The organism is Janthinobacterium sp. SUN211, assembly GCF_030587315.1.
Lineage (GTDB): Bacteria > Pseudomonadota > Gammaproteobacteria > Burkholderiales > Burkholderiaceae_D > Janthinobacterium > Janthinobacterium kumbetense.
Genome location: NZ_JAPWIC010000026.1, coordinates 1 through 1481 on the forward strand (window position 1 = coordinate 1; position 1481 = coordinate 1481).

A 1481-nucleotide genomic window follows, 5' to 3' on the forward strand; every position below is an offset into this window, starting at 1 on the left:
GGGAGTACGGTCGCAAGATTAAAACTCAAAGGAATTGACGGGGACCCGCACAAGCGGTGGATGATGTGGATTAATTCGATGCAACGCGAAAAACCTTACCTACCCTTGACATGGCTGGAATCCCCGAGAGATTGGGGAGTGCTCGAAAGAGAGCCAGTACACAGGTGCTGCATGGCTGTCGTCAGCTCGTGTCGTGAGATGTTGGGTTAAGTCCCGCAACGAGCGCAACCCTTGTCATTAGTTGCTACGAAAGGGCACTCTAATGAGACTGCCGGTGACAAACCGGAGGAAGGTGGGGATGACGTCAAGTCCTCATGGCCCTTATGGGTAGGGCTTCACACGTCATACAATGGTACATACAGAGCGCCGCCAACCCGCGAGGGGGAGCTAATCGCAGAAAGTGTATCGTAGTCCGGATTGTAGTCTGCAACTCGACTGCATGAAGTTGGAATCGCTAGTAATCGCGGATCAGCATGTCGCGGTGAATACGTTCCCGGGTCTTGTACACACCGCCCGTCACACCATGGGAGCGGGTTTTACCAGAAGTAGGTAGCTTAACCGTAAGGAGGGCGCTTACCACGGTAGGATTCGTGACTGGGGTGAAGTCGTAACAAGGTAGCCGTATCGGAAGGTGCGGCTGGATCACCTCCTTTCTAGAGTTTGCACGAATCAGCAATGATTCACGCATCAAATGTTCACACTTATCGGCTGTTTAATTAAGAAGAAACAGTAGTCGTAGTAGTTCCGCGTTGGGGCTGTAGCTCAGCTGGTTAGAGCACCGTGTTGATAACGCGGGGGTCGTTGGTTCGAGTCCAACCAGCCCTACCAGTACAAATTCCCGGGGGATTAGCTCAGCTGGGAGAGCACCTGCTTTGCAAGCAGGGGGTCGTCGGTTCGATCCCGTCATCCTCCACCAAAGTTTTACTCGAAAGTGCAAACGTAAGCCGGTCAATAAGACTGTGGTTTAGGTTTGATCTTTTAGCGATCAAAGCTGTTTCGTTCTTTAACAATCTGGAAGAAGTAAAGATTATTTATTGATCGGTTTGCCGTAAAAGGTAAATCGATGGGTAATGATTGTATGTATCAACAAACAAGCAACAACGTTGTACTTTCTTATCCCTGTAGCGCTCTTTTCATTTGAAAGAATGAAGAGGCTAACGTTATAGGGACAAGCGAATAAGTGCACATGGTGGATGCCTTGGCGATTACAGGCGATGAAGGACGTAGTAGCTTGCGATAAGCTGCGGGGAGTGAGCAAACACACTTTGATCCGCAGATTTCCGAATGGGGCAACCCACCCTTTTAGGGTATTGCATACTGAATACATAGGTATGCAAGGCGAACGCGGCGAACTGAAACATCTAAGTAGCTGCAGGAAAAGAAATCAACCGAGATTCCCAAAGTAGCGGCGAGCGAAATGGGAAGAGCCTGTACGTGATAGTCGGACCGATAACAGAATCCTCTGGAAATAGGAGCCATAG

The 1481-nt window shown here is 49.6% G+C and carries 2 tRNA genes and 2 rRNA genes; all 4 read left to right on the plus strand.

The window, feature by feature from the left end:
• Nucleotides 1–653 (plus strand): 16S ribosomal RNA (locus O3301_RS28560); the annotation flags it as partial.
• Nucleotides 654–751: 98 nt separating this feature from the next.
• Nucleotides 752–828: transfer RNA gene (locus O3301_RS28565), tRNA-Ile, on the plus strand.
• A gap of 12 nt (nt 829–840) precedes the next feature.
• Nucleotides 841–916: transfer RNA gene (locus O3301_RS28570), tRNA-Ala, on the plus strand.
• Nucleotides 917–1166: 250 nt separating this feature from the next.
• Nucleotides 1167–1481, plus strand: a 23S ribosomal RNA gene (locus O3301_RS28575); the annotation flags it as partial.